We start from the raw sequence: 23,866 nt of genomic DNA, 5'->3' as shown, positions 1-23,866 counted from the left end.
ATGAGCAGTATCGACCCGAAAAATTTTGGCAAGGTGGCCGTGCTGCTCGGCGGCAATTCGGCCGAGCGCGAAGTGTCGCTCAATTCCGGGCGCCTCGTGCTGCAAGGTCTGCGCGACGCCGGCATCGACGCGCATCCGTTCGATCCGGCCGAGCGTCCGCTCGCCGCATTGAAGGACGAAGGCTTCGTGCGCGCCTTCAATGCGCTGCATGGCGGCTACGGCGAAAACGGCCAGATTCAGGGCGCGCTCGATTTTTACGGCATCAAGTACACGGGCAGCGGCGTGCTCGGCTCGGCGCTCGGGCTCGACAAATTCCGCACCAAGCTCGTGTGGCAGCAACTCGGCATTCCGACGCCGCCGTTCGAAGCCGTGCTGCGCGGCGACGACTACGAAGCGCGCGCGCAGGAGATCGTCGCGAAGCTCGGCTTGCCGCTCTTCGTAAAGCCGGCGAGCGAAGGGTCGAGCGTCGCGGTCATCAAGGTGAAGAGCGCGGACGCGTTGCCTGCGGCGCTCGTCGAAGCGGTGAAGTACGACAGGATCGTGGTGGTCGAGAAGAGCATCGAAGGCGGCGGCGAATACACCGCGTGCATCGCAGGCGATCTGGACTTGCCGGTGATCCGCATCGTACCGGCCGGCGAGTTCTACGACTACCACGCGAAGTACATCGCCAACGACACGCAGTATCTGATTCCGTGCGGTCTCACGCCCGCTGAAGAGACGCGCATGAAAGTGCTGGCGCGCCGCGCGTTCGACGTGCTCGGCTGCACCGACTGGGGCCGCGCCGATTTCATGCTCGACGCGGACGGCAACCCGTACTTCCTCGAAGTGAACACGGCGCCCGGCATGACCGATCACTCGCTGCCGCCGAAGGCGGCGCGCGCGGTGGGCATCAGCTATCAGGAACTGGTGGTCGGCGTGTTGGCGCTGACCTTGAAGGATTGATCAGGACTACGCGGGGCAACCCGAAAGCAACACCATGTGGAACAACGTTCGCCAGCTCAATCTCGCCGCCAGCGCATTGCATGCGTTGCTGGTGCTCGTGCTGCTGGCGGCTGGCGCTTACTGGATGATCCAGCGTCCGAATTTCGCGCTGCGCGAGATTCAGATCGACGGCGATACGGAGCACATCAATTCGCCGACGGTGCGCGCGGGCGTGGTAGGTCGTTTGAAGGGCAACTTTTTTACGGTGGATCTCGACGTCGCACGTCAGGCGTTCGAGCAGATGCCGTGGGTGCGTCACGCGAGCGTGCGGCGGGTCTGGCCGAATGCGCTGGCTGTCACGCTCGAAGAGTACAAACCGCTTGGCACGTGGGGCAGCGATCAACTGGTGAGCGTCGACGGCGAGCTGTTCACCGCGAACCAGGGCGAGCTCGAACAGGAGCTTCCCGCGTTCGACGGCCCGGACGGCACGGCGAAAGAAGTGGTCGCGCGTTATCACGACTTTCAGAAGTGGTTCGCGCCGCTGGGCGCCACGCCGGAAGAAGTCACGCTGTCGCCGCGTTACGCGTGGACGGTGAAGCTGTCGAACGGAACGCAGGTGGAGTTGGGACGCGAGCGCAATCAGGACACGCTGCTCGATCGGAGCAAGCGCCTGACGGCGGCCTGGAACGCCGTGACGCAACGTTGGGGGAAGGATATCGAGTATGCGGACTTGCGCTATCCGAACGGTTTCGCGATTCGTGCCGCTGGCATGCGCTTTATCAGCGAACCCGACAAGGGCAAGAAGTAAACGGACATCACACGCAATGAGCACGCTATGAGTAAAGACTATAAAGATCTGCTGGTCGCCCTCGACATCGGGACGTCGAAGGTGGTGGCCATCGTCGCCGAATTGAAGGGCGAAGGTCACTACGAGGTGATCGGCCTCGGCCAGAGCGAATCGAAGGGGCTCAAGAAAGGCGTGGTGGTGAACATCGAAGCCACTGTGCAGTCCATTCAACGTGCGCTCGAAGAAGCCGAACTGATGGCCGACTGCAAGATCACCAACGTTTTCACCGGCATCGCCGGCAGCCACATTCGCAGCTTCAATTCGAGCGGCATGGTGGCGATCAAGGAGAAGGAAGTCACGCAGGCCGATGTGGCGCGCGTGATCGAAACGGCGAAGGCGATCAACATTCCGACCGACCAGCAGGTGCTGCATATCCTCACGCAGGAATTCATCATCGACGGTCAGGAAGATGTGCGCGAGCCGATCGGCATGAGCGGCATTCGCCTCGAAGTGAAGGTGCATATCGTCACGGGCGCGGTGAGCGCGGCGCAGAACATCGTGAAGTGCGTGCGCCGCTGCGGCCTCGAAGTGAACGATCTGATTCTGCAGCCGCTCGCGTCGTCGCTCGCGGTACTGACGGAAGACGAGAAGGAACTGGGCGTGGTGCTGGTCGATATCGGCGGCGGCACGACGGACATTGCGATTTTCAGCGAAGGCGCGATCCGTCATACGGCTGTGATTCCGATTGCCGGCGACCAGATCACGAGCGATATCGCCATGGCCTTGCGCACGCCGACGCCGGACGCGGAAGACATCAAGGTGGATTACGGCATCGCGAAGCAGGCGCTGGCCGATCCGGACGAAATGATCGAAGTGCCGGGTCTCGGCGAGCGCGGTCCGCGCACGCTGTCGCGCCAGGCGCTGGCGGCGGTGATCGAGCCGCGTGTCGAAGAACTGTTTTCGCTCGTGCAGCAGGTGGTGCGCGAGTCGGGTTACGAGGAACTGCTGAGCTCCGGCGTGGTGCTGACCGGCGGCGCGTCGATGATGCTCGGCATGGTCGAACTGGGTGAAGACATTTTCCTGAAGCCGGTGCGTATCGGCGTGCCGGAATACGCGGGCGGTCTCGCCGACGTCGTGCGCAATCCGCGTTATTCGACGGCGATGGGTCTGCTCGTCGAAGGACGCTCGCAACGCATGCGCGGCCGCAAGGTCGCGGTGCAATCCGGTTCCATGGGACAGGTGTTCACGCGCATGAAGGACTGGTTCCTCGGCAACTTCTAACGCATTCGTTTTCAAAATACGCGCTGGTGCCGGCGGCTGGCGCGCGACAGGAGGTTGCCCGATCTCCTGCCGAATAACGGCCGAGTGGCTGCAATTTTTTATCTTGACGGAGGCATCATGGATTTCCAAATGCTGGAAACCGAAACGAACGGCACCATCATCAAGGTGGTCGGAGTAGGTGGCGCTGGCGGCAATGCTGTTCAGCACATGATCAACAAAGGCGTGCAAGGCGTCGACTTCATCGTGATGAACACGGACGCGCAGGCTTTGTCGCGTTCGCGCGCCACCGCGGTGATCCAGTTGGGCAACACGGGTCTGGGCGCCGGCGCCAAGCCGGAAATGGGCCGCGCCGCAGCGGAAGAAGCACGTGAGCGCATCGCCGACGCATTGCGCGGCGCGCACATGGTCTTCATCACGGCCGGCATGGGCGGCGGCACGGGCACGGGCGCAGCACCCGTGGTCGCGCAGATCGCGAAAGAGATGGGTATCTTGACTGTTGGCGTGGTCAGCAAGCCGTTCGAGTTCGAAGGCGGCAAGCGCATGCGTGTGGCAGAAGCCGGTTCGCAGCAACTGGAGGATCACGTCGACTCGCTGATCGTCGTTCTGAACGACAAGCTGTTCGAGGTGATGGGCGACGACGCCGAGATGGACAAGTGCTTCCAGTGCGCAGACGACGTTCTGAACAACGCAGTTGCCGGCATCGCGGAAATCATCAACGTCGACGGTCTGGTGAACGTCGACTTTGAAGACGTGAAGACGGTGATGGGCGAGCAGGGCAAGGCGATGATGGGCACGGCGACCGTTGCCGGCGTCGATCGCGCGCGTCTCGCTGCCGAGCAGGCTGTTGCAAGCCCGCTGCTGGAAGGCGTCGATCTGTCGGGCGCGCGTGGCGTGCTGGTCAACATCACGTCGAGCCGTTCGCTGCGTCTGTCGGAAACGCGCGAAGTAATGAACACGATCAAGAGCTACGCGGCGGAAGACGCAACGGTGATTTTCGGCGCGGTGTACGACGATGCAATGGGCGACGCGCTGCGCGTGACGGTCGTCGCAACGGGTCTTGGCCGTGCAGCGAAGAAGCAGCAATCGGCACCGATGACGCTGCTGCGCACCGGCACCGACAACCAGCCGATCGCCGCACAACACGGCTCGTACGCAACGCCGTCGCACGCCAGCACGGCGGACTACGGCGCGCTCGACACACCGGCTGTATGGCGCACGTCGCGCGACACCGCGGCTTCGCACGTGCAGGCGCTGCAGGAAAAGGGCGTCGACACGTACGACATTCCGGCATTCCTGCGCAAGCAGGCGGACTGAGCGCACGGGAGGCTTTCGCTGTCCGCGCCGTTTTAGTTTCCGGCGTTGGCGGACGAATGCACGAGCGTGGCGGGTGAACGGCTAACAAGCCGCGTATCGTCGGATTCGCGGCAAGGACAAGTGCCCTCTTCGGAAAACGAAGCGGTTTGGGCAACTGTCGCCGATTCACTGCGACACGATAACGTGCGGGCGATGCTTCGCATCGATGCAAAGGACTGAGCAATGATTCAAGCAGGTGACAAGCTGCCCGACGCAACGCTCTTCGAGTATGTCGAAGACGAGCGCGCGGGCTGCACGATCGGGCCTAACAGCTTCGACGTGCGCGAGCAGACGGCGGGCAAGCGCGTGGTGATCTTCGGATTGCCTGGCGCGTTCACGCCGACCTGTTCTGCCAAACATGTGCCGGGTTACGTCGAACACGCTGAGCAGTTGCGCGCGGCCGGCATCGACGAAATCTGGTGTGTGTCCGTGAACGACGCGTTCGTAATGGGCGCGTGGGGACGCGATCTGCATGCCTCGGGCAAGGTGCGCATGATGGCGGACGGCAGTGCGGCTTTCACACGAGCGCTCGGTCTCGAGCAGGATTTGTCGGCGCGCGGCATGGGAATCCGTTCCCAGCGCTACGCGATGGTTGTCGACGACGGCGTGGTCAAGACGTTGAGCGTCGAGGCTGCCGGCAAATTCGAAGTAAGCGATGCAGGGAGTATTCTCGCAACGTTGAGCTAGTTATCAGCGCGTCGGCGCCTTCGCCTTCGCACGCGGTTATCCGCGTGGCGCAATGGCAACGGTTGCGACGACGCTTTGTGACAGGCCGTTACGCGGGCCGACGACCGGAAACGCCTCCGTTCCGGACGTCGGCCCGTCACGCTTTCCCTCACGGGCGCCCGTTGAAAAAGACGGGTAATGCAGCGAAACAGATTGATACTTTCCGCGCGAAGACGCTGCTTAGGGTTATGGAGTATAATTCGCGCTATGGAATAAAAAGTCCCGATTGGGATTTTCAATCGAGCAAAAGATGACCATGTTGAAGCAGCGCACTATCAAATCAATCGTCAAGACGGTCGGCATCGGCTTGCACTCCGGCCGAAAGGTCGACCTGACGCTCCGTCCCGCAGCGCCGGACACGGGCATTGTCTTTTCGCGCGTGGATTTGCCCACGCCGGTGGACATTCCTGCGTCGGCAATGGCGATTGGCGATACGCGTCTCGCTTCCGTATTGCAGAAAGACGGCGCGCGCGTGTCGACTATCGAGCATTTGATGTCCGCCTGCGCCGGTCTCGGCATCGACAATCTGTATGTCGACGTGACCGCGGAAGAAATCCCGATCATGGACGGCAGTGCCGGCTCATTCGTGTTTCTGATTCAGTCCGCGGGAATTGAAGAACAGAACGCGCCGAAGAAATTCATCAAGGTGACGAAGCCGGTCGAGATTCGCGACGGCGACAAATTCGCTCGCCTCGATCCGTATTTCGGTTTCAAGCTCAAATTCACGATTGATTTCCGCCACCCGGCCGTGGATAAAACCGGTCAGGCGCTGGAAGTCGATTTCGCCAATACGTCGTATGTGCGCGAAATCGCGCGCGCACGCACATTCGGCTTCGCGCATGAAGTCGAGATGATGCGCGAACTGGGCCTCGCGCGCGGCGGCAGCATGGACAACGCGATCGTGCTCGACGAGTACCGCATTCTGAATAACGACGGCCTGCGTTACGACGACGAGTTCGTGAAGCACAAGATGCTCGACGCGATCGGCGATCTGTACGTGATCGGGCATCCGTTGCTGGCTTCGTACAACGCGTACAAGTCGGGCCACGGCCTGAACAACGCGCTGCTGCGCGAACTGCTGGCGCACGAAGATTCGTACGAGATCGTCACGTTCGACGACACGCAAAAGGCGCCGCGCGGCTTCGCATACGAGACGCAGACGGCTTTTGCGTAGGGAATTCGCGTCAAGTCTTCGGTGAAACTTCCGAAGCGGGCGTACGAAAAATAAGCGGCTCATGTGAGCCGCTTATTTTTTGTTCAACGATTTCTCCGATGCCGCGCCGCCATCTTCGCCAACGCTTCGCGTAGAGGCGACGGCGCGAGCGATTCGCTCAACGCATGCAGCGCATCGGCGCCGGCCGGTGTCATGCGCGCCTGCTTGGGCTGCGGCGGCTCCTTGACGGGCTGCGGCCGCACCCGAATGCGCAGCGCATTGACCGGCCAGCCGCGCTGCTGCAAATCCGACAAAAGCCGCGGCTCGAGATGGCGCAGTCGCGCCGCCAGCGCGTTATGCGCGGCGAACAGCGACAGCACGCCTTCCTTGATGAAGCCCGGCTCCACGCTCGATCCCAGATAATCGGGCAGCAGCTCGCGCAAGTCCTTCTCGAGCGCGGCGATCTGCTCGACGCCCGCGCGCAGCGCGGCAAACGCGTCGGTGCGCCTGAGCACCTCGGCGACCGGCTGCGGCCGGCGCACGTTGAACTGCTTGGGCGGCGGCCTTGAAAAGGAAGGAAAACGGCTCATGTTTGACAGTGAGGGCGCGTTCGCACCCGATGTGCGCACACGTCGCGATTGTACCGTGCGAGATGCCCCGCGACGCGCCCGTATGCACGCCGCCGAAGCTCCGCGCGACGGGCGTTGCTGCCCCGCCGAAGTCGCGCCGCGGACAGAGGCGCGGGCGGGGGCGCGTGCTAAAATGCCCGATTCGGTGCGACACGCACGCTCGTGTCCGACTGCTCCACGTTACGGAGCATCGACTAGAGGGTTATTGAGGCAACTCACCATGCCCTCCGCAGGCGGCCCCCTTGTGGGCCGCACTTTAGGAAGCAGATGCAACCCTCTGGGAAGCATCCTTGTAGTGAAATTGGAAACCGGAGCAATCAGCCGGGAACCTTGTTGCATGGGCCTGATTACCGTCAGGTCCCGCCCAGTCAGCGGCTTCACCTCCGCCGACAGGGCGGGGTGATGTTTGCAATTCCCTCGCCTTCAGGCAAGGGTTTCGCTAAACGATACGAGCGAAAAGCTCGGTGTGTCATTGTTCGACCTCGTTTGCTGGACGACGAGGGTAGTGAACCTGCTGTACGACCAGCAGTAGCCTAGGAAGACATGCGTCACTGGCAACGGTGGCGTGTGAAGCTCTTCTGACAATGTAGCCCCCGGACGTTTCGGGCAGATTGGTTCCGCGAGGAGCGGTCTGGATACTCCTAGCAGCAAGGGGGTAAGGCGCTAGGCTGGCTGATAGGGTTAACGGAAGTGAACTGCTGATAAACCTCGTTAGCATTGTGTGCCAAAGCTGCTGATAGGCACTAACCAAAAGGTATGCGGTTGGATAGCCCGCTCGAATCTCGGGTTACGTCGTTCGTGATACCGCCGGGGAATAGGCAGAACCTAAGTCAGTCGTGTGACATGCCGGGAACGTGGTAAGCCTGTATGGTTGCCAGCGCAGTAAGGCTGGCAGGCGAACCGCAAGGGACGCTGTTGATTGTGCAGGTATGGGAGGACGGAAAAAGCGAAAGCCGGGCTGTAATGGTTCGGATAGGGGTTGGAACATCACCCCACGCGAAAGCGGGCAGACTTCCGTCTGGTCTACCGTCGCAAGACGGCTGACTACCCTCTGTAACTTGGTCAGATGCAGGTGCATGCGCCTGCATTGAGTTTTGTTGTTCCCCAGCGGGGTGTATCTACCCCGCTGGGGGAGATGCGCCTTCTGTCTGGGGACTTTTCCAGGTAGGAGAGCAGCATGAAAGTATCTGGTCGAAAGACCGGATCTGCGCTTTCCCGCGCGCCGGACAACTGGTACGCCGTAGATTGGCGACGGGTTGAGCGGAACGTGAGAGGGATGCAGATTCGAATTGCGAAGGCGACGCGGGAAGGTGACTGGCGTAGGGTGAAAGCCCTGCAACGGATGCTAACTCGCACGTTGTCTGCGAAGCTGTATGCGGTACGACGTGTTACGCAAAACCAGGGTGCGCGAACGGCTGGAGTCGATCGCGAGCTATGGGATTCGCCTGACAGCCGGTGGGAAGCCATCGGCAGGTTGAAGCGGCGCGGATACAAGCCTCTGCCATTACGGAGAGTCTTTATCCCCAAGGCCAATGGGAAGGAACGCCCTCTGGGCATTCCGACCATGCGGGACAGGGCGATGCAAGCTCTGCATCTGCTGGCTTTGGAGCCAGTATCGGAATCGACGAGTGACCTGAATTCCTACGGGTTCAGGCTAAATCGTTCGACAGCTGATGCGATGGCCCAAATCCGCGTTTGTATGTCCCAAAAGGCTTCTGCCAAATGGGTCCTCGAAGCGGATATCAAGGGATGCTTTGACCATATCAGTCACGACTGGTTGGAAAACAATGTCCTGATGGACAGAGTAATCCTCCGGAAATGGTTGAAGGCTGGCCTGATTTATAAGGGGCAGCTACAGGCGACTGAGGCCGGTACGCCGCAGGGAGGCATCATCTCCCCGACATTGGCAAACGTAACGCTGAATGGGCTGGAGCGAGAACTGGAAGTGCACCTCGGTGCAAAACTAGGGATCATGAAAGCTCGAAGGCTCAAAGTGAATGTGGTGCGGTACGCGGACGACTTTGTAATCACCGGCGACTCGCGTGAGTTGCTGGAGTGCGAAGTCCGACCTTGGGTAGAGGCATTCCTTGCGGTTCGGGGGCTGCAGTTATCGGAGGAGAAGACGCGGATCACTCACATTGACGACGGCTTCGATTTCCTTGGGTGGAATTTCCGAAAGTACTCCGGAAAGATGCTCATCAAACCGAGCAAGAAGAACGCGAAAGCGTTCTACAGCAAGGTGGCGGAAACGATTCGCAGCAACAAGACGGTGAAGCAGGAGGAGATGATCCGACTGCTAAATCCAATGTTGCGCGGATGGGCGCAGTATCACCATCCGGTTACGGCCAAAAAGGCGTACACCCACATGGAGCATCTGGTGTTCCGGAGGCTCTGGTGGTGGTCCAAGCGGCGACATCCCCGAAAGAGCAGCAGTTGGGTGCGACAGAAGTACTTCCACTCAATCGACGCTCGACAGTGGGTGTTTGCGGTCCGGACGGTTCGAGACGATGGCGGTTGGGGCCTGATGGAGTTGTACCAACTCAGCGGTACGGCGATCAGGAGACACAAGAAGATCCAAGGAGAATTCAATCCCTTTGATCCGAAGTGGGAGCAATATGGCGAGCAACTGCGGCAGACGCGTCTGTGGGATTCGATGCGCTACCGGAAACAGTGGGCAAAGCTGTACATGTCGCAGAGCGGGCTGTGTGCGCACTGCGGCTGTGCCTTGACGGACGAAACAGGCTGGCACGACCATCATCTGGAATATCGGATGCATGGCGGGTCAGACAAGTTGTCCAACCGGGTCTTGCTTCACCCGCACTGTCACCAGCAGGTACACGTTGGTAAACTTGCAGTAACTAAGCCGGTTCTGTCGTAGACAGAACTTTGTTTGTAGATTTGAGCCGTATGCGGGGAAACTCGCACGTACGGTTCTCGGGGGGCCCGATCTTCGTAAGAAGGTCGGGCTACCCGACAATTCACTCTTGGACTAAGCCGCCGAGGCCATTCCGACCCCGGAGCGCGCGTGCTTTTAACCGCACGCCGCGACCAGCCGAAGCCGCGACGCAGACACCGATCCGATGACCACCGGTTTTCTACAGAAGATTTTTGGCAGCCGCAACCAGCGGCTAGTCAAGCAATATCAAAAGACCGTCGCGGCGATCAATGCGCTCGAGCCGCAGATCGAGCAATTGACGGACGATCAACTGCGCGCCAAAACGGACGAGTTCCGCCAGCGCATCGCGAGCGGCGAGTCGCTCGACAAGCTGCTGCCGGAAGCCTTCGCGGTCTGCCGCGAGGCGAGCAAGCGCGTGCTGAAAATGCGCCACTTCGACGTGCAGCTGATCGGCGGCATGGTCCTGCATTACGGCAAGATCGGCGAAATGCGCACCGGCGAGGGTAAAACGCTCGTCGCCACGCTGCCGGTCTACCTGAACGCGCTGTCGGGCCGCGGCGTTCACGTCGTCACGGTGAACGACTACCTTGCGCAGCGCGACGCCGAATGGATGGCGCGCCTCTACAACTTCCTCGGGCTGTCCGTCGGCATCAATCTGTCGCAGATGGATCACGACGCGAAGCAGCAAGCGTACGCGGCCGACATTACGTACGGCACGAACAACGAGTTCGGCTTCGACTACCTGCGCGACAACATGGTGTACGAGCCCGAAGCGCGCGTGCAGCGGGGGCTGAACTTCGCCGTCGTCGACGAAGTGGACTCGATCCTGATCGACGAAGCCCGTACGCCGCTGATCATCTCGGGCCAGGCGGAAGACCACACCGAACTCTACGTGCGCATGAACGCGCTGCCGCCGCTGCTCGAGCGCCAGATCGGCGAAGAGAAGGCGGACGGCACCGGCGTCGAAAAGCCGGGCGACTATACGCTCGACGAGAAAGGCCGCCAGGTTTTCCTGACCGAATCGGGCCACGAGAAGGCTGAGCGCCTGCTCGCCGAGTGGGGCTTGATCGGCGAGGGCGAAAGCCTCTACGCGCCGCAAAACATCACGCTGATGCACCATGTGTACGCCGCGCTGCGCGCACACACGCTGTTCTACAAAGACCAGCATTACGTGGTGCAAAACGGCGAAGTGATCATCGTCGACGAATTCACCGGCCGTCTGATGGCGGGCCGCCGCTGGTCGGACGGGCTGCACCAGGCTGTCGAGGCGAAGGAACACGTGAAGATTCAGAGCGAGAACCAGACGCTCGCTTCCATCACGTTCCAGAACTACTTCCGCATGTACGCCAAGCTCGCCGGCATGACCGGCACGGCGGACACGGAAGCCTACGAATTCAACGAGATCTATGGTCTCGAAACGGTCGTCGTTCCGACCAATCGTCCGCCCAAGCGGATCGACAAGCAGGACCAGATTTACAAGACCGCGAAGGAACGCTACGACGCGGTGATCCGCGACATCCGCGATTGCTATGAGCGCGGGCAGCCGGTGCTGGTCGGCACGACGTCGATTGAAAACTCCGAGCTGCTGTCGCATCTGCTGAAGCAGGCGGGTCTGCCGCACGAAGTGCTGAACGCGAAGCAGCATGCGCGCGAAGCGGAGATCGTCGCCGAAGCGGGCCGTCCGAAGCGCATCACGATCGCCACGAACATGGCCGGTCGCGGCACGGACATCGTGCTCGGCGGCAACGCGGAAAAGCAGGCGTCGTTCATCGAACTGGACGAGACGATTCCCGAGGACGAAAAGCGCCGCCGCATCCAGAAGCTGCACGACGAATGGCAGGCGCTGCACGACCAGGTGAAGGCCGCGGGCGGTTTGCACATCATCGGCACAGAGCGTCATGAATCGCGCCGGATCGACAATCAGCTGCGCGGCCGTGCGGGCCGTCAGGGCGATCCGGGTTCGTCGCGCTTCTATCTGTCGCTGGAAGATCCGCTGCTGCGCATTTTCGCGGGCGACCGCGTGCGCGCGATCATGGACCGCCTGAAAATGCCGGAAGGCGAGGCGATCGAAGCGGGCATCGTGTCGCGCTCCATCGAATCGGCGCAGCGCAAGGTCGAGGCGCGCAACTTCGATATTCGTAAGCAACTGCTCGAATACGACGACGTCTCGAACGATCAGCGCAAGGTCATCTACCAGCAGCGCAACGAACTGCTCGAGGCAAACGACATCACGGAAACCATCGGCGCAATGCGTCATGGCGTGATTGCGGACATCGTTCACCAGTTCGTGCCGGCGGGCAGCATTGAAGAACAGTGGGACGTGCCGGAACTCGAGGAAGTGCTGCGCAACGAATGGCAGCTCGACCTCGCGATCCAGGAAATGATCAACGAGTCGAACTCGATCACGTCGGACGAGATTCTCGAAGCGGTGGAGGCTGCCGCGGACGAAGCATACGAGGCGAAGGTCGAACTGGTCGGCCGCGAATCGTTCAGCGCGTTCGAGCGCTCGATCATGCTGCAAACGCTCGACCGTAGCTGGCGCGAACATCTGGCGGCGTTGGACCACTTGCGCCAGGGCATCCATCTGCGTGGCTATGCGCAGAAGAACCCGAAGCAGGAATACAAGCGCGAGGCGTTCGAACTGTTCGCCGCGATGCTCGACGCGGTCAAGCTCGAAGTCACCCGCATCGTGATGAACGTGCAGATCCAGTCGCCGGAGCAGCTCGAACAAGCGGCCGAACAGATGGAAGAGCAGGGCGGCCATCTGGAGAACGTCGAGTTCCGTCATGCGGAATTCGCCGAAGCGTCGGCTGCGGCGCCCGCCGCCGTGGAAGCCGCGACTGCCGCGATGATCGGCGACGCAATGAGCCACGCGTCGTCGTCGCAAGCGGCCTCGGCTGTCGGCGCGGACGGCGTGCCGAAGGTCGGCCGCAACGATCCGTGCCCGTGCGGCAGCGGCAAGAAGTACAAGCAGTGTCACGGCAAGATCGCATAATGCCGAAAGCGGCGCGCCTCTGAGCGCGCCGCGTCGCTTTGCCAGTATGTTGTGGTTGATTTCGCGGTGCTCCGGCATCTTGCCCGAGCCACCAGTTCCGTTTTCCTCGATGCCGGCGCCCGCCGGCATTTTCTTCGACAGGTCGCGACCATGGCTGTCAATTTCCCCTCGATCGATCCCGCTCAACTGCATCCCGTCGCCGGCGTCACGCTCGGCTGGGCGGAGGCGAACATTCGCAAGCCGAACCGCAAGGACGTGCTGGTCATTTCCGTCGACGAAGGCGCGACGGTAGGCGGCGTGTTCACGCAGAACCGTTTCTGCGCGGCGCCGGTCACCGTGTGCCGCGAGAATCTCGAGCGCGTGCGCGCCGGAGGCAAGCCGATTCGCGCGCTCGTGATCAACACCGGCAACGCGAACGCGGGCACCGGCGAACCGGGCCTCGCGCATGCGCGCGAAACCTGCGCGGAACTCGCCCGCCTCGCGGACATCGCGCCGGAACAGGTGCTGCCGTTTTCGACCGGCGTGATTCTGGAACCGCTGCCGGTCGATCGGTTGAAGGCCGGTTTGCCTGCCGCGCTGGCCAATCGCAAGGAAGCCAACTGGTACGACGCCGCGCAGGCGATCATGACCACCGACACGCTGCCGAAAGCCACCTCGCGCCAGGTCACGATCGAGGGCCACACCGTCACGCTGACCGGCATCAGCAAGGGTGCGGGCATGATCAAGCCGAACATGGCGACCATGCTCGGCTTCCTCGCGTTCGACGCGGCGCTCGCGCAGCCCGTGCTCGACGCGCTGGTCAGGCACGTGGCGGACCGCTCGTTCAACTGCATTACGATCGACGGCGACACGTCGACCAACGATTCATTCATCCTGATCGCGTCGGGCAAATCCAGCCTGCCGGCGATCACGTCCACCGACTCGCCCGCTTATGCAGCGTTGCGCGACGCGGTGACCGAAGTCGCGCAGACGCTCGCGCAATTGATCGTGCGCGACGGCGAAGGCGCGACCAAATTCATGACGGTTCAGGTGGAAGGCGGTTCGAGCGTCGGCGAATGCCGCCAGATCGCGTATGCGATCGGCCATTCGCCGCTCGTGAAGACGGCTTTCTACGCATCGGACCCGAACCTCGGCCGCATCCTGGCGGCCATCGGCTATGCCGGCATCGACGATCTCGATGTCGGCAAGATCGATCTGTATCTGGACGACGTGCTGGTCGCGACTGCCGGCGGCCGCAATCCGGCGTACCGTGAAGAAGACGGCCAGCGCGTCATGAAAAAGAGCGAGATCGGCATTCGCGTCGTGCTCGGTCGCGGCAATGCGCAAGCCACGATCTGGACTTGCGATCTGTCGCACGACTACGTGAGCATCAACGCCGACTACCGCTCGTAATCCGGTTCATCACGCGGCCTCGGGCCGCTCATTCATTGTCATGGACAAACTCGAACAGTTTCTGACACGGGCCGAAGCTGTGCTCGTCCGCCTCGAAGCGATGCTTCCGCCCGCCGCGCCTGAAATCGACTGGTCGGCGGCGGTGGCGTTTCGTTGGCGCAAGCGCCAGGGGCGCGGCTATCTGCAACCGGTGCCCGCCATCTCGGACATCACGCTCGACGATCTGCAAAACATCGATCGCCAGAAAGCGCTCATCGAGCAGAACACGCGCCAATTCGTCCACAAGCTGCCCGCGAATAACGTGCTGCTGACGGGCGCGCGCGGCACCGGCAAGTCGTCGCTGATCAAGGCGTGCCTGAACGCGTACGCGAAGGACGGCCTGCGTCTCATCGAAGTGGACAAGGACGACCTGCACGACCTGGGCGACATCGTCGATCTGATCGCGAAACGGCCGGAACGCTTTGTCGTGTTCTGCGACGACCTCTCGTTCGAAGACGGCGAGTCGGGCTACAAGGCGCTGAAAGTCGCGCTCGACGGCTCGGTCGCCGCACAATCGGACAACGTGCTGATTTACGCGACGTCGAACCGCCGCCATCTGCTGCCCGAGTACATGAGCGACAACGAGACCTACAAGCACACGTCCGATGGTGAGATTCATCCGGGCGAGCTTGTCGAAGAAAAGATCTCACTGTCAGAACGTTTCGGGCTGTGGGTCAGCTTTTATCCGTTCAAGCAGGACGACTACCTGTCGATCATCGCGCATTGGCTGCGGCATTTCGGCTGCAACGACGCCGAAGTCGAGGCGGCGCGCGGCGATGCGCTGGTGTGGGCGCTCGAGCGCGGGTCGCGTTCGGGGCGCGTGGCGTGGCAGTTCGCGCGCGACTGGTCCGGCCGGAAAGCTCAGGCATGAGCGACGCTCTGACAAACGCAGCGGGCCGCCCGGTCACAGAGGTTGCCGTCGGCGTGCTCGTGCAGCCGGACGGGCGCTATCTGCTCGCCCAGCGTCCGGCCGGCAAGCCGTACGAAGGCTACTGGGAGTTTCCGGGCGGCAAGCTGGAGGCGGGGGAGTCGGTCGAGGCGGCGCTCGCGCGGGAGTTGCACGAGGAACTCGGCATCGACGTGAAGGCCTGTCACCTCTGGCATACGCTCGAACACGACTATCCGCACGCCTACGTGCGGCTCTTTTTCTGCAAGGTGACGCAGTGGACGGGCGAGCCGCATGGCCGCGAAGGTCAGGCGTTTGTCTGGCAGGCGCTGCCCGCCGACGTGTCGCCGCTGTTGCCGGCCACCATTCCAGTGCTGGAATGGCTCGCGGCGGAGAAACAGTAATCGGGAAAGGAAACGGCGCGGTTGCGGCCACTCGCGCTCAGGTGCGGCGCGCCGTACCGTACCGGTCAATGCGGGTTGTAGTCCCCGTCAGGCGTCTCGTCCGACGACGCTTCCTGATCGGTCCCGCCGATCTTGTACTTCTCGGCGGCCCAGGCGCCTAGATCCATCTGCTTGCAACGCTCGGAGCAGAATGGGCGAAACCGGCTTTCAGGTGTCCAGCGGACGTCCTTTCCGCAAGTGGGGCATTTGACGACGGTTGGCATACGGTCAGGCAACTAGTGCAATTTGAACAGTAACGAATATAAGGGCATTTGGCGCCGCTTTAAAGGCGCGGCCGACCGGGGGGGCGCCTGCTGTACGTATCTGTGAATCCGAATCTGTCCGACAGTCGGAACGGACGGGGCTTACAGGCTGCAAAGCGTGAGCTGGAAGGGCACGTCGACGTCCACCGCGCGCGGACGCAAGTCGCCGTCCTGCACCGTGAAGCGCACCCACAGCATGTACTTGTTCGCGCTGGCCTCGGGAATCACACGCAATTCGGGCGCCACGCGTACCTGCATCAACTGATACGAGCGGCCCGACAGCATTTGCTGATAGCTGCCCGCCATCGCCATGACCTTCGACGCCTGGCCGGACTCCCGTGCAAGCCTCAGCACGATCGTGGCGGCGTCGCGCAGCGGCAGCAGCGGCATGACCCATTTCGCGATGTCCTGACGGCGCTGATCCGGATGAAGCTGCTGCCACGCATAGTACGACGGCAGATCGAACTTGCAGGTGCCGCCCGGAATGATCGCGCGGCTGCGGATGCTCGCAAGCCATTCGTTCTCTGCAAGATGCTGGCCGGTCTTGCCCTGCATCTGCGAAAGCCCCGCCAAGGTCTGCTCGATTTCGCCGAGCACGGCTTCAAGCGCGCTCTGCTCGATTCCCGGATTGCCGCGAAACGGCGCGAGCGTTTGCCGCTGCCGCTCGAGTTCCTTCATCAGATCCGACTTGAGATCCGCGCGACCCGCTACCTCGGAGATTTCGAACAGCGTAGTCAGTGCGACGTGATGTTCCCTGGCGTCTTGCTGCGTCAGAAAGAACGTGAAGCGCTCGAACAGATCTTCGAGGCGCAATAGCGTCCGGATTCGCTCGTTGAAGGGGTACTCGTAAAGGATCAAGCGGGCTCGCCTCGGGCGTGGTCGGTGACGGGAATGCAGGACATTCTAATGCCGTGGGACTACCCTAGCAATCGCGCGCTTTTTGTGCGCGTCTGTGCAAACTTTTCTGCGCGTTTTCGGCGGTTTTCAGCTGCTTCGGCATGCAGACTGTGCCGAAGTTCAACGATTCGCGCCAACGGCTGACGTCAGGCATCGGCGTGCGGTTTTGTCGTCAAAGCGAGATGCCCGCGGCATGCGTGCAGACGCTCGCGCTGCGCCGCTGACTTCTGTGCCGCTTACGCTCCCACGAGCGCAAGGTACGCGCGATGCTGCGCGTCGACTTGCGCCGCCAACGCGGCAAGCGGCGCGTTGTCGTTCACGATCACGTCGTCGGCGGCGGCGAGGCGCGCTTCGCGCGTTGCCTGGCGCGCGATGATCGCAAGCACCTGATCGCGGCTGAAACCGTTGCGGCTCATCACGCGCGAGATTTGCGTCTCCACGCTGCAGTCCACGGCGAGCACGCGATCCACCCGGTTTTTCCAGCTTCCCGACTCGACGAGCAGCGGAACCACGACGATCACATACGGCCCCTTCGCCTCGCGTTGTTCGCGTTCGGTCTCTGCGCGAATCAAAGGATGCGTGATGTTCTCGAGGCGCTTGCGCGCCGCGTCGTCGCTGAAGACGAGTGCGCGCATGCGCGCGCGGTCGAGCGAGCCATCGGCGGCGACGAATGCACTGCCGAACTCGGCGGCGATCTGCGGCATCGCCATGCCTTGCGGCGCGGTGATGCGATGCGCGATCACATCGGTGTCGACGAGCGGCACGCCGTGCGCCGCGAAGAGATCGGCTACCGTCGATTTGCCGCTGCCGATGCCGCCAGTGAGTCCCACCACGAACATGCTTCAGCCTCCGAGAGCCAGATAAAGCGGTGTGCCGAGGAACAGCGTGAGTGCGCCGCCCGCTGCCAGAAACGGACCGAAAGGCAGCGGTTCTTCGAAGCGCATGCGGCCGCGCCACGTGGCCGCGAGGCCGACGACCGCGCCCGCCACGGCGGCCACCAGCACGATCTGCGGCAGCGCGGCCCAGCCGAGCCACGCGCCGAGCGCGGCGAGCAGCTTGAAGTCGCCGTAACCCATGCCGTCGATACCTCGCACCAGCCGGAACAGCCAATGCACGGCCCACAGCACGAGGTAGCCGAAGATCGCGCCCAGCACCGCATCGTGCAGCGTCGCGAACATACCGTTGAAATTGACGATGATGCCCGCCCACAGCAGCGGCAACGTCATCGAGTCGGGCAGCAGATGCGTGTCCATGTCGATCGCGCTCATTGCCAGCAGCGCCGCACACAGCCCGAATGCGGCAAGCGCGGCGAGCGTCGGGCCGAACAGCGCGAGCGCGAGCGCCGCGAGCGCTGCGCTGGCCAACTCGAGCAGCGGATAACGCAGGCTCACGCGCGCCTTGCACGCCGAGCAGCGGCCGCGCAGCAGCAGGTAGCTCAGCACCGGCAGGTTCTCCCACGCGCGCAGCACGTGCCCGCAGTGAGGGCAGGCGCTACGCGGCACCCACAGGTTGTAGCGCACCGGCAGGCCGTCTTCTTCGAGAGCTTCGTCCGTCGCCTCGCTCACTTCGAGACGCCATGCCCGTTCGAGCATGATGGGCACTCTATGCACGACCACGTTCAGAAAGCTGCCGATCACGAGACCGAACACGATTGCAAAAGCGAACTGCAATGCAGTGGGCAGGCTGCCGAATGCCTGGCCGGAGCCGGCCGCGAAATGCGCCGGCAGCAGGCTTGAAAGCGGGCCCGAAAGCAGGCTGGATGAGGTGTCTGGCACGAGTGAATGAGCTGCCTGCATGGATAAACAATGGATTCGGCTGCGATGCTACACCACGTTGCCGAGTTGAATAATGGGAAGATACATCGCGATGACGAGGCCGCCGACGAGCGCCCCCAGCACAATGATGACGAGCGGTTCGCACAGGCTCGACAGCGTGCCGATTTTTTCGTCGACCTGACGATCGGCAAGCGACGCCACGTCGAGCAGCATTGTGTCGATTGCTCCGGACTCCTCGGCAACCGCGATCGGCTGCACGACCTCGGGCGGAAAGCAGCGCGCCGCGCGCATGGCCGCGGCAAGCCGTTCGCCGCGCCGCAGCCTCACCGCGATGTCGACGGTCGCGCGATCGAAAAATGCATTGCCGGTGGCGTGCGTGAGCGAGTCGAACGCATCGGCGAGCGGCGTGCCGGCCGACAGCAAGGTGCCGAGCGCACGGCTCCAGCGCGCGGCACAAAGCGTCGCGAGCAACGCGCCGGCGATTGGCATTTTCAACGACAGGCGCGCGAAGCGGATGCGCGCCGCTTCCGAACGTCGCAGGAGAAACGTCACAGCCGAACATGCGGCGACGATGACTGCGATCGCGGGCACGCTCCACGTCGCGACGCCGGACGACAGCGCCAATACGAATTGCGTGGGCGCGGGCAACCGGGCGCCGAAGCCGTCGAAGATCTGTTTGAAGGTCGGGACGACCCAAACGAGCAACGCTGCGGTGATTGCAACAGCTAGCAGCAGGATCGCGACCGGATACGTCAATGCAGCACGCACTTTTGCGCGTTGCGCGGCGGCGCGTTCGCGGTCGTCGGCGATTCGCGCGAGAACGGCGGGCAAGGCGCCTGCCGCTTCGCCCACCTGCACCAGTTGGCAATACAGTGCGTTGAACTGCGCTGGGTGCCCGTGCAACGCAGCGGAAAAACGCAGACCCGCGGTGATGTCGCGTGCCAGTGCGCCGACGATGCGCGGCATGCCCGCACGGCGCGAGTTTTGCGGCTGAGCCAGCAGATCGAGCGCGGGCGCGAGCGGCAAGCCGGCGCGCAGCAGGCTGGAAAGCTGGCGTGTGAACAGCGTGACTTCGGCGGCATTCGCTTTTGGGCGCGGCGCCGGTCCTTCCGTCTTCAGGTCGGCCAGGAAGACATTCTCGCGCTTCAGAAGTGTCCGCGCAGTGGCTGCGTCCGGTGCGATGAGCACGCCGGTTTTGCGGCTGCCATCGACGTCGACGCCGCGCCATCGGAAGCGCGTATCGGTCGATGCAGGACGGCGCGTTATCGGGGTGCTCACGCCAGCTCCGTTGCCGCAAGCGCTTCGGCGAGGCTCGTGGTGCCGTCGCGCACCAGAGCCAACGCGGCGGCGCGCAGCGTGCCGACCCGTTCGCCGTGCGCCTGCCGCGCGAGTTCATGGCTGCCGGCACGCGCGACGATCAGATCGCGCATGGCAGCGGACACCGGCATGACCTGATGGACGCCGACGCGGCCCCGATAGCCGATGCCGTGGCAAGCGGCGCAGCCTGTGGCCGCATACGGCTGCCAGTCGCCGAGCTGATCGTCGGCGAAACCGGCGGCACGTAGGGCGGCGGCCGAATGTGGCGCGGGCGCCCGGCACGCCGCGCACAGGCGCCGCACGAGCCGCTGCGCGGTCACCATGCGCAGCGCGGCGGCCAGGTTGTACGGTGCGACGCCGATGTCGATCAGGCGCGCGACGGCGGCCGGCGCGTCGTTCGTGTGCAATGTGGACAGCACCAGGTGGCCGGTTTGCGCGGCTTTTACGGCGACGTCGGCGGTCTCTTCGTCGCGTATTTCGCCGACCATGATCACATCCGGGTCCTGGCGCAAAAACGCCCGCAACGCGACCGCGAAAGTCAGCCCGGCCTTCTCGCGCACGCTGACCTGGTTGATGCCGGCTAGCTGGATTTCGGCCGGATCTTCGACGGAACAGAGATTGCGCGCCTCGCTATTGAGCAGGTTCAGAAAGCAGTACAAGGACAGCGTCTTGCCGCTGCCTGTCGGTCCCGTGACGAGCACGAGACCGTGCGGCGCGCGAATTGCCGCATCGACGGCATCGCGCTGCTGCGCGTCGAGCCCGAGCAAGTCGAGCGAAAGATCCGCCGGCAGCGCGTCGAGCCTGCGCAGCACGAGCTTTTCGCCGAACAGCGTGGGCAGCGAGTTGACGCGGTAGTCCTCGAGCCGTCCGGGCGACGTGGCGATACGCAGCCGGCCGTCCTGCGGCACGCGCCGCTCGGCGATGTCCATGCGCGCAAGCACCTTCACACGCGTGATGAACGCGTCTCGCAGATGAGCCGGAGGCGGCGAGATTTCGTGCAGCACGCCGTCGATACGCAGGCGCACGCGCCAGCCGTTTTCAGCCGGCTCGATGTGCAGATCCGACGCATTGCGGCGCGTCGCTTCGCGTAGCGTGTCCGTCAAGAGACGCACGGCGGGGGCGTTGTCTGGATCGTTGAGCGTTGCCGCGCCTGAGTCGGCGGTGAGCGGGTTGGGCTTGTTGCGCGACGCGTTTGCGCCGTCGGTGGGCAGCGGCCGCAGCGATGCGGCGGGTTGAAAAGAAGCTTGCATGAGGAGCCGGCGATGCGCCGCCTGTAGAACACGACGGCTCCAGTTTCCGGCAAGGCGCGTCTGAATGACACTCGGCCATTCGGCTAATGGTGCGCGCTCGGACCTTGTGCGATGCTGTGTGTGCGGGCGGTGAGGCGAGCGGTTGGTCCGCATGCGAGGCGACCAACGACCGCCCGCGCAATGCGCTAACCGAGCAGTGCCTTGCCCTTTGCGCGCGCCGGCGGTTTGAACAGCTTGACGGTGCGGATCGCCTGGTCGTCGCTGCGCATGACTTCGAGTTTGACGTCGCGGATCTGCACGCACACGTCGCCGTCGGGAATGTCCTCGAGAATTTCGAGGATCAGGCCATTGAGCGTTTTTGGGCCGTCAGTAGGCAGCGTGAGTTGCAGCCAGCGGTTGAGCTCTCGCAGCGGCATGCTGCCCGCGACGATGCATTCGCCATGCTCGTTCCAGCCGCCGCGTGAACTGGCGCCACGCGGGATCGAGGTAGTGAATTCGCCGATCAGTTCCTCGATGATGTCTTCCGGCGTGACGAGCCCTTGCAGTTCGCCGTATTCGTTGACGACGAGCGCAATGCGGTGGCGGCTCTCCTGGAAATACTGCAACTGCTGGAACACGGGCGTGCCGGTCGGCACGAAGTAAGGCTCGGTGAGCAGTTCGCGCAGCGTCTCGCGCTCCAGTTCCTGGTTATGCAGAGCCGCGAGCGTCTTGCGAACGTGCAGTATGCCGAGCACGCGGTCGATGTCGCCCTGATAGACGATCAGCTTGTTGTGATAGCAGGTTTCGAGCTGATGCAGGATCTGTTCGAACGGCGCGTCGAAGTCGAGCGCTTCGATGCGGCGGCGCGGGATCATCACGTCGTCGACGGAGATGTTTTCGAGGTCGAACAGATTGAGCAGAATACTGCGGTGCTTGGTCGGCATGAAGCTGCCGGACTCGAGCACGATGGTGCGCAATTCCTCGGTGGACAGGCGCTGGTCGCGCGCGCCTTTTGTGTTGATGTGCAGCACCCGCAAGATGCCGGTGGCGAACAGGTTGACGAACCACACGAGCGGTCTGGCGACGCGCATCATCGGCGCGATCAGCAGACTGGCGGGCAGTGCGATTTTCTCGGGGAAGGTCGCGCCCACGATCTTCGGCGTGATCTCGGCAAAGACGATGATCAGGAAGGCGACGATGCCGGTCGCGATCGACAGTACGAGGTTGTTGCGCCCGAACGTGTGCAATGCGATCGAAGTCGTCAGAACCGGGATGATCGTGTTGAACAGATTGTTGCCGATCAGCACGACGCTCAGCAGTTGATCGGTATGCGCGAGCAGACCCTGCGTGGTCTTCGCGCCGAGCGCGTTTTTGCTAGCGAGATGCTTCAGCCGATGGCGGTTGAGCGCCATCATTGCCGTTTCGGAAATCGAGAAGAAGCTCGAGCAGACAAGCAGCAGGAAGACGGCGCCAATCTGCGCCCATAAGGGAAGTTGTTCCACGCGTCGCGAAGGATAGAGGGGGAAAGGATGGAGAGAATATAGCAGAGGGGGCTGCCGAAGCCGTGCGCGGCGCCGCCCTGAAAACAGGGCCTTTGCGCTCGACATGGCCGCGGCATGCGGGCTCTAACGAAGATGCGCCGCAAAAACAAAAAACCGCCGAGCAAGCTGGGCGGTTTTTCGAGCCTTGAACTAACAAGGCAAATCTGGTCGGGGTGAGAGGATTCGAACCTCCGGCCTCTACGTCCCGAACGTAGCGCTCTACCAGGCTAAGCTACACCCCGAAAAGTACTGCGAACTCGATTCAGACTAAACCGGCGTTTCCGTCTCGTTTAAGACTGTCTCGCCGTCGAGTAAGAACATAATTCTAGCAGGCTTTCTTTGTAAATGGAATCCGGGAACGAAGAAATTGCGGCGGCGGCTGCTTGCGCCTCCTGCTTCGCGCATTCGAGCGTGTGGTCGAGCGCGCCTGAACGCGTGATGGCTTCGAAAATCGTTTCGAAACGGTCGGTGCCGCCTTGTTCGATGGCCTCGCGGGCAAGCGCCGATTGCTCGGGCGTGCCGCGCTCGATCAGATAGATGAGCGGCAGCGTGGGCTTGCCTTCGCGCAAATCGTCGCCGGCATTTTTACCCATGGACTCTGCCGTGCCCGTGTAGTCGAGCCAGTCGTCCATGATCTGGAAGGCCGTGCCGATGCGCCGGCCGAATTCCGCCGCGGCCGCTTCGATGCGGGCGTCCGCGCCGGCCAGCACCGCGCCGAGTTGCGCGGCGGCCTCGAACAGCTTCGCCGTTTTGTAACGGATCACCTGCATGTAGCGGGCTTCGTCCACGTCGGCGTCGTGCATGTTCAGCAGCTGCAGCACCTCGCCTTCCGAGATGATGTTGGTCGCCTCGGCCAGGATCTCCATCACGCGCATCTTGCCTACCCCGACCATCATCTGGAACGAGCGCGAATACAGAAAATCGCCGACGAGCACGCTCGCCGCGTTGCCGAAGAGCGCGTTGGCCGTCTGGCGGCCGCGCCGCAGATCGGATTCGTCGACCACGTCGTCATGCAGCAGCGTCGCCGTGTGGATGAACTCGACGACCGCCGCCAGTTCATGCCGATGCCCCGTGGTTTCTCCGAGCGCGCCGGCCACCAGCAGCAGCAGCGCGGGCCGCAGCCGCTTTCCTCCGGCACTGATGATGTACTCGGAGATCTGATTGATCAGCATCACCTCGGACGCAAGACGGTGCCGGATGACGCGATTCACCTGCTGCATGTCTTCGGCTATCGGAGCGAGCAGGCTGGCGGCGTTGGAGGAGGGGGTGGCAGTCGACGACATGATGGCTGAATTGGGTAGTGCCGCGAATTATAAGGCGAATCGCGGTGGTTCCGGGTCGCG

Annotated in this window: 20 protein-coding genes and 1 tRNA gene; 11 read left to right on the top strand and 10 right to left on the bottom strand. The window is 62.7% G+C overall.

What is annotated here, in order from left to right; genetic code table 11:
- The 6 genes from ABIE53_RS17815 to lpxC all read left to right on the top strand — a co-directional run bounded on the left by ABIE53_RS17815 (nucleotide 1) and on the right by lpxC (nucleotide 6,242).
- Entirely contained in the window at nucleotides 1-942 is a 942-nt protein-coding gene (locus ABIE53_RS17815; protein ID WP_114156502.1) for a D-alanine--D-alanine ligase, read from the top strand.
- A gap of 34 nt (nucleotides 943-976) precedes the next feature.
- Nucleotides 977-1,729, top strand: a complete 753-nt coding sequence (locus tag ABIE53_RS17810) for a cell division protein FtsQ/DivIB (RefSeq protein ID WP_029971515.1) — start codon at nucleotides 977-979, stop codon at nucleotides 1,727-1,729.
- Nucleotides 1,730-1,756: 27 nt separating this feature from the next.
- Complete coding sequence (gene ftsA, locus ABIE53_RS17805) at nucleotides 1,757-2,989, top strand: cell division protein FtsA (protein WP_013340575.1); 1,233 nt, start codon at nucleotides 1,757-1,759, stop codon at nucleotides 2,987-2,989.
- 117 nt (nucleotides 2,990-3,106) lie between these two features.
- Nucleotides 3,107-4,303, top strand: a complete 1,197-nt coding sequence (gene ftsZ, locus ABIE53_RS17800) for a cell division protein FtsZ (RefSeq protein WP_029971514.1) — start codon at nucleotides 3,107-3,109, stop codon at nucleotides 4,301-4,303.
- A gap of 222 nt (nucleotides 4,304-4,525) precedes the next feature.
- On the top strand, nucleotides 4,526-5,029 hold the full coding sequence (locus ABIE53_RS17795; protein ID WP_006051820.1) for a peroxiredoxin: 504 nt from the start codon (nucleotides 4,526-4,528) through the stop codon (nucleotides 5,027-5,029).
- A gap of 295 nt (nucleotides 5,030-5,324) precedes the next feature.
- On the top strand, nucleotides 5,325-6,242 hold the full coding sequence (gene lpxC, locus ABIE53_RS17790) for a UDP-3-O-acyl-N-acetylglucosamine deacetylase (RefSeq protein WP_029971512.1): 918 nt from the start codon (nucleotides 5,325-5,327) through the stop codon (nucleotides 6,240-6,242).
- Nucleotides 6,243-6,325: 83 nt separating this feature from the next.
- Here the strand turns inward: lpxC and ABIE53_RS17785 are convergent, their stop codons facing one another.
- Nucleotides 6,326-6,811, bottom strand: coding sequence for a DciA family protein (locus tag ABIE53_RS17785; RefSeq protein WP_006051822.1), 486 nt, complete (start codon nucleotides 6,809-6,811; stop codon nucleotides 6,326-6,328).
- A gap of 1,216 nt (nucleotides 6,812-8,027) precedes the next feature.
- Here ABIE53_RS17785 and ltrA point away from each other — a divergent pair.
- From ltrA to ABIE53_RS17760, 5 genes are all read left to right on the top strand, one after another.
- Nucleotides 8,028-9,728, top strand: a complete 1,701-nt coding sequence (gene ltrA / locus ABIE53_RS17780) for a group II intron reverse transcriptase/maturase (RefSeq protein ID WP_192698730.1) — start codon at nucleotides 8,028-8,030, stop codon at nucleotides 9,726-9,728.
- Nucleotides 9,729-9,930: 202 nt separating this feature from the next.
- Entirely contained in the window at nucleotides 9,931-12,741 is a 2,811-nt protein-coding gene (secA, locus tag ABIE53_RS17775) for a preprotein translocase subunit SecA (RefSeq protein WP_006051823.1), read from the top strand.
- Between the two features lie 150 nt (nucleotides 12,742-12,891).
- Nucleotides 12,892-14,133 (top strand): bifunctional glutamate N-acetyltransferase/amino-acid acetyltransferase ArgJ, encoded by a 1,242-nt coding sequence (gene argJ, locus ABIE53_RS17770; RefSeq protein WP_006051824.1) that lies wholly within the window; start codon nucleotides 12,892-12,894, stop codon nucleotides 14,131-14,133.
- A gap of 40 nt (nucleotides 14,134-14,173) precedes the next feature.
- A complete protein-coding gene (locus ABIE53_RS17765; protein ID WP_006051825.1) occupies nucleotides 14,174-15,043 on the top strand; it encodes an ATP-binding protein in 870 nt (289 codons plus the stop codon).
- Nucleotides 15,040-15,462 carry an NUDIX domain-containing protein gene (locus tag ABIE53_RS17760; protein ID WP_006051826.1) on the top strand — a complete coding sequence of 141 codons (423 nt, stop codon included), beginning with the start codon at nucleotides 15,040-15,042 and terminating at the stop codon, nucleotides 15,460-15,462. The genes ABIE53_RS17765 and ABIE53_RS17760 overlap by 4 nt, the downstream gene beginning before the upstream one ends.
- 65 nt (nucleotides 15,463-15,527) lie before the next feature.
- On the opposite strand, the gene yacG is transcribed toward ABIE53_RS17760, so the two are convergent.
- From yacG to ABIE53_RS17715, 9 genes are all read right to left on the bottom strand, one after another.
- The gene (gene yacG / locus ABIE53_RS17755; RefSeq protein ID WP_029971508.1) at nucleotides 15,528-15,725 is read right to left on the bottom strand and encodes a DNA gyrase inhibitor YacG; all 198 of its coding nucleotides are present in this window, start codon (nucleotides 15,723-15,725) and stop codon (nucleotides 15,528-15,530) included.
- A 141-nt stretch (nucleotides 15,726-15,866) separates the two neighbouring features.
- Nucleotides 15,867-16,622, bottom strand: a complete 756-nt coding sequence (zapD, locus tag ABIE53_RS17750) for a cell division protein ZapD (protein ID WP_006051828.1) — start codon at nucleotides 16,620-16,622, stop codon at nucleotides 15,867-15,869.
- 275 nt (nucleotides 16,623-16,897) lie between these two features.
- A complete protein-coding gene (gene coaE, locus ABIE53_RS17745; protein WP_006051829.1) occupies nucleotides 16,898-17,500 on the bottom strand; it encodes a dephospho-CoA kinase in 603 nt (200 codons plus the stop codon).
- A gap of 3 nt (nucleotides 17,501-17,503) precedes the next feature.
- The gene (locus tag ABIE53_RS17740) at nucleotides 17,504-18,457 is read right to left on the bottom strand and encodes a prepilin peptidase (protein WP_006051830.1); all 954 of its coding nucleotides are present in this window, start codon (nucleotides 18,455-18,457) and stop codon (nucleotides 17,504-17,506) included.
- A 27-nt stretch (nucleotides 18,458-18,484) separates the two neighbouring features.
- Nucleotides 18,485-19,714 carry a type II secretion system F family protein gene (locus tag ABIE53_RS17735; RefSeq protein WP_006051831.1) on the bottom strand — a complete coding sequence of 410 codons (1,230 nt, stop codon included), beginning with the start codon at nucleotides 19,712-19,714 and terminating at the stop codon, nucleotides 18,485-18,487.
- The gene (locus ABIE53_RS17730; protein WP_006051832.1) at nucleotides 19,711-21,003 is read right to left on the bottom strand and encodes a GspE/PulE family protein; all 1,293 of its coding nucleotides are present in this window, start codon (nucleotides 21,001-21,003) and stop codon (nucleotides 19,711-19,713) included. Before ABIE53_RS17730 ends, ABIE53_RS17735 begins: the two co-directional genes overlap by 4 nt.
- 185 nt (nucleotides 21,004-21,188) lie before the next feature.
- Complete coding sequence (locus ABIE53_RS17725) at nucleotides 21,189-22,484, bottom strand: HlyC/CorC family transporter (RefSeq protein ID WP_044021886.1); 1,296 nt, start codon at nucleotides 22,482-22,484, stop codon at nucleotides 21,189-21,191.
- A gap of 204 nt (nucleotides 22,485-22,688) precedes the next feature.
- Nucleotides 22,689-22,765 (bottom strand) — tRNA-Pro (locus ABIE53_RS17720).
- A gap of 48 nt (nucleotides 22,766-22,813) precedes the next feature.
- Nucleotides 22,814-23,806, bottom strand: coding sequence for a polyprenyl synthetase family protein (locus tag ABIE53_RS17715; RefSeq protein WP_006051834.1), 993 nt, complete (start codon nucleotides 23,804-23,806; stop codon nucleotides 22,814-22,816).
- Between the last annotated feature and the right edge of the window lie 60 nt (nucleotides 23,807-23,866).

This window comes from Paraburkholderia sp. OAS925 (genome assembly GCF_040543975.1).
In the GTDB taxonomy this organism is placed as follows: Bacteria; Pseudomonadota; Gammaproteobacteria; order Burkholderiales; family Burkholderiaceae; genus Paraburkholderia; species Paraburkholderia graminis.
Note: the sequence above shows the minus strand (reverse complement) of the source record. Positions and strands in the feature narration are given on the sequence as shown.